Genomic DNA, 4,394 nt, shown 5'->3' with positions numbered 1-4,394 from the left:
TGGTGAGGTCGATGTCGTAGCGCGAGGTGCGACGGCTGCCGTCTTCACGCACGTCGGACTCAATGGTGATAGCCATCGCAGGACACACCGCTTCGCAGAGCTTGCAGGCGATACAGCGCTCTTCGCCGTTTTCATAGCGGCGCAACGCATGCAGGCCGCGAAAACGCGGGCTCAGCGGAGTTTTCTCTTCGGGAAACTGAACCGTGATCTTGCGGCTGAACATGTACTTGCCGGTCAGGGCCATGCCCTTGAACAGCTCGGTGAGCATGAAGCTCGACGCAAAGTCTTTGATGGAAGCGACGGCGGACATAAATCAGATTCCTGCAGAAGTAAGGCGTAGGCGTACACAAGGGCTCTTCAAGCCAGCAGGGGCCGCGGAACCGGCTTTGCCGGGCCGCAGGCGCAGCGCCCCCTCGGGGGGCAGCGCATTACACGAAGTCGAAGACGCGGTGAAAAGCGTGGGGGCCATAGTCACTTCCAGATGTTGTAAGGCGTCTGCATCCAGGCGCCAACGACCACCAGCCAGACCAGGGTCACGGGGATAAAAATCTTCCAACCCAAACGCATGATCTGGTCATAACGAAAGCGCGGGAAGGTGGCGCGCACCCACAGGAACATGGTGACCACCACAAAGGTCTTGGCACCCAGCCAGATCCAGCCCGGAATGAAGCTCAGGGCTTCAACAGGCGGCAACCAACCGCCCAGGAATAGCAGCACGGCCAGGATGGCGACCAGCCACATGTTCGCGTATTCAGCGAGGAAGAACATCGCGAAAGCCATGCCCGAGTACTCGACCATATGGCCAGCCACGATTTCGGACTCGCCTTCGACGACGTCGAAGGGGTGGCGGTTGGTCTCAGCCAGGCCGGAGATGAAGTACACGACAAAAATCGGCAACAGTGGCAGCCAGTTCCAGGACAGGAAAGTCCATCCGTTGCTTGCCAGCATGCCCTTGCCCTGGCTCATCACGATGTCAGTCATGTTGAGGCTGCCGGACACCATGAGCACCACCACCAGGCARAAGCCCATGGCGATTTCATAGCTGACCATTTGCGCCGAAGCGCGCATGGCGCCGAGGAAGGCGTAYTTGGAGTTSGAAGCCCAGCCCGCGATGATCACGCCATAGACTTCCAGCGAGGTGATGGCCATCAGGAACAGCAGGCCGGCGTTGATGTTGGCCAGCGCGATCTCGGGCCCGAAGGGAATCACGGCCCAGGCGGCCAGGGCCGGCATGATGGTCATGATGGGGCCGAGCACGAACAGGCCCTTGCTGGCCGCCGTGGGGATGATGATTTCCTTGGTCAGCAGCTTGAGCGCATCGGCGATTGGCTGCAGCAGGCCGAAAGGCCCGACGCGGTTAGGGCCGAGGCGAATCTGCGTGAAGCCGATGGCCTTGCGTTCCCACAAGGTCAGGTAAGCCACGAGGCCCATCAGCGGCAACAGGACACAGACGATCTTGATGAGCGTCCACAGCACAGGCCATACCGTGGCCGGCCAGATGCCGCCCATCAAACCCTGGCCAAACGCGAAGATTCCATCAATCATGCCGTCACTCCTTCGAGCCTGGCTTCGACGCCGGCGGCCTGGCGGGCATCCGCCGTCAGCTGCAGCGATGTGGCGCGCCTGACCAGCCCGTCGAGCTGGTAAATGCTGGCCACCGCAGGCACCTGGACGATAGCGGCCGACAGGTCGATAGCGGCCTGGGTGCTGTTGCCGAGCTTGTCCGCGGGAAGCTGCGCCGCATCGGCACCCGCGACCTGCTTGAGCACGTCCTGCGCGGATTCAAAATCAAAGCCGGGCARGCCCAGCACGTTGGCGAGCACRCGCAGCACCTTCCAGGCCGGACGGGTATCGCCCAGCGGCTTGACGACGGCGTGAAAGCTTTGCACGCGGCCCTCGGCGTTCACAAAGGTGCCGGGTGTTTCGGTGAAAGGCGCAATCGGCAGCAGCACATCGCTGAAGCCCATGTTGGCCTTGAAGGGGCTCAGCGTCACGACCATCTGTGCGGCGTTGAGCGAAGACTTGGCGCTGGCGCCGGCAGCCGAGTCAAACTCGGGTTCGTTGTTGAGCAGGATCACGGCCTTGAGCTGGCCGCCCAGCATCTGACCGGCATTCAGGCCCTTGCCGGCAGGCAAGGCGCCGGCCAGTTGGGCACCCACGGTATTGGCGGCTTCCGTGAGGTAGCCCACGGTGGCGCCGGTCTGCTCGCCGATCCAGTTGGCGAGCGCCAGCAGGCTGGAGGCCTTGGTGTGATGCGCCGCGGCATTGCCCAGCAGGATGGCCTTGCGCTCGCCGCCCAGCAGGGATTTGGCGATCGCCTTGGCGGCGTCGGTAGCCTGGCCGGCGGCGGGCGCGGTAACGCCCTTGTCAGCGGCAATCGCGGCAGCCACATCGGCCAGGGCCTGGGTCCAGGCTTCGGGCGCTGCCAGCAGCCTATTGGCGACAGGCATGGCCCAGGCGTCGGCGTTTGCCAGTTCGGCGGTGGAATTGACGGTGCTCAGCGCCCCGCCCTTGCGAACGGCCTGGCGTATGCGCTGCGCGAACAACGGGTGGTCCTTGCGCAGATTGGAGCCGACCACCAGCACGCGCTGCAGCTGCGACAGCGAGGCAACGGAGGTACCCAGCCAGCGGATGGCCGAAGGTGCGGTGAACTCGGCGTTGCGCAGCCGGTAGTCGATGTTCTCGCTGCCCAGGCCGCGCATCAGGGAGGCGGCCAGGTAGAGCTCTTCGAGCGTGCTGTGCGGGCTGGCCAGGGTGCCGATGCTGCTGGCACCGTGGTCGGCCTTGATCTGCTTGAGGCCGTTGGCCACGTATTCGAGCGCGGTCTGCCAGTCGACAGCCTTCCATTCGCCGCCCTGCTTGAGCATGGGGCTGGTCAGGCGTTCGTCGCCGTTGAGGGCTTCATACGAGAAGCGGTCGCGGTCGGCGATCCAGCATTCGTTCACGTCTTCGTTCTCCAGGGGGACGACGCGCATGACCTTGTTGTTCTTGACCTGGACAATCAGGTTGGCGCCGGTCGAGTCGTGCGGGCTGACCGACTTGCGGCGCGACAGTTCCCACGTGCGGGCGCTGTAGCGGAAAGGCTTGCTGGTCAGCGCGCCCACCGGGCAGATGTCAATCATGTTGCCGGACAGCTCGGAGTCCACCGACATGCCGACGAAGGTTTCGATTTCGGCGTGTTCGCCGCGATGCGACATGCCGAGTTCCATCACGCCGGCCACTTCCTGGCCGAAGCGCACGCAGCGCGTGCAATGGATGCAGCGGCTCATTTCCTGCATGGAAATCAGCGGGCCCACGTCCTTGTGGAAGACGACGCGCTTTTCTTCCTCGTAGCGCGATTCGCTGCCGCCGTAACCGACGGCCAGGTCCTGCAGCTGGCATTCGCCGCCCTKGTCRCAGAYCGGGCAGTCCAGCGGGTGGTTGATCAGCAGSARCTCCATCACACCCTTCTGGGCCTTGATGGCTTTGTCGTTCTTGGTACGCACGATCATGCCCTGAGTGACGGGCGTAGCGCAGGCCGGCATGGGCTTGGGCGCCTTCTCCACGTCGACCAGGCACATGCGGCAGTTGGCGGCAATGCTCAGCTTCTTGTGATAGCAGAAGTGCGGAATGTAAGTGCCGGCCTTTTCGGCCGCATGCATCACCGTGCTGCCTTCAAGCACTTCCACCTTCTGGCCGTCGAGTTCTATTTCAACCATATTTTTTTCTTTCCGCAATTCAGGCTTGCGCGGTAGCCGAAACCGGAGTGTGGGAGACTTGTGGCTTGATCATGGCTTCAAACTCATGGCGGAAGTGTTTGATCATGGCGCGCACCGGCATGGCCGCGGCATCGCCGAGCGCGCAGATGGTGCGGCCCTGGATGTTGTCGGCCACCGAGTTGAGCAGGTCCATGTCGGTCTGCTTTCCGTGGCCGTTGTGGATACGGTCCACGACGCGCCAGAGCCAGCCCGTACCTTCGCGGCAAGGCGTGCATTGCCCGCAGGACTCATGCATGTAGAAGTAGGACAGGCGCTTGAGCGACTCGACCATGCAACGGCTGTCGTCCATGACGATCACCGCGCCCGAACCCAGCATGGAGCCGGCCTTGGCGATGGAGTCGTAGTCCATGGTGCAGTCCATCATGATGGAAGCCGGCAGCACGGGCGCCGAAGACCCGCCGGGAATCACGGCCTTGAGCGTACGGCCCTTGCGCACGCCGCCTGCGAGTTCCAGCAGCCTGGAGAACGGCGTGCCCATGGGCACTTCATAGTTGCCGGGCAGCTCGACGTCGCCGGACACCGAATAAATCTTGGTGCCGCCGTTGTTGGGCTTGCCGCATTCGAGGTAGGCCTGGCCGCCGTTGCGGATGATCCAGGGCACGGCCGCGAAGGTCTCGGTGTTGTTGATGGTGGTGG

The 4,394-nt window shown here is 63.3% G+C and carries 4 protein-coding genes; all 4 read right to left on the bottom strand.

What is annotated here, in order from left to right; all coding sequences use genetic code 11:
• The coding region (gene nuoI / locus AC1DWI_RS14790) for an NADH-quinone oxidoreductase subunit NuoI (protein ID WP_477725101.1) at nucleotides 1–310 on the bottom strand (310 nt) is incomplete at its 3' end.
• A gap of 161 nt (nucleotides 311–471) precedes the next feature.
• Nucleotides 472–1,545 carry an NADH-quinone oxidoreductase subunit NuoH gene (gene nuoH, locus AC1DWI_RS14785; RefSeq protein WP_477671598.1) on the bottom strand — a complete coding sequence of 358 codons (1,074 nt, stop codon included), beginning with the start codon at nucleotides 1,543–1,545 and terminating at the stop codon, nucleotides 472–474.
• Nucleotides 1,542–3,698, bottom strand: a complete 2,157-nt coding sequence (gene nuoG, locus AC1DWI_RS14780) for an NADH-quinone oxidoreductase subunit NuoG (RefSeq protein WP_477725100.1) — start codon at nucleotides 3,696–3,698, stop codon at nucleotides 1,542–1,544. The genes nuoH and nuoG overlap by 4 nt, the downstream gene beginning before the upstream one ends.
• Nucleotides 3,699–3,717: 19 nt before the next feature.
• On the bottom strand, nucleotides 3,718–4,394 hold a 677-nt coding region (locus tag AC1DWI_RS14775), incomplete at its 5' end, for an NADH-ubiquinone oxidoreductase-F iron-sulfur binding region domain-containing protein (protein WP_477725099.1).

The sequence above is a fragment of the Polaromonas sp. P3_C2 genome, from assembly GCF_056402675.1.
This window is presented reverse-complemented; position numbering and strand designations above follow the sequence as displayed.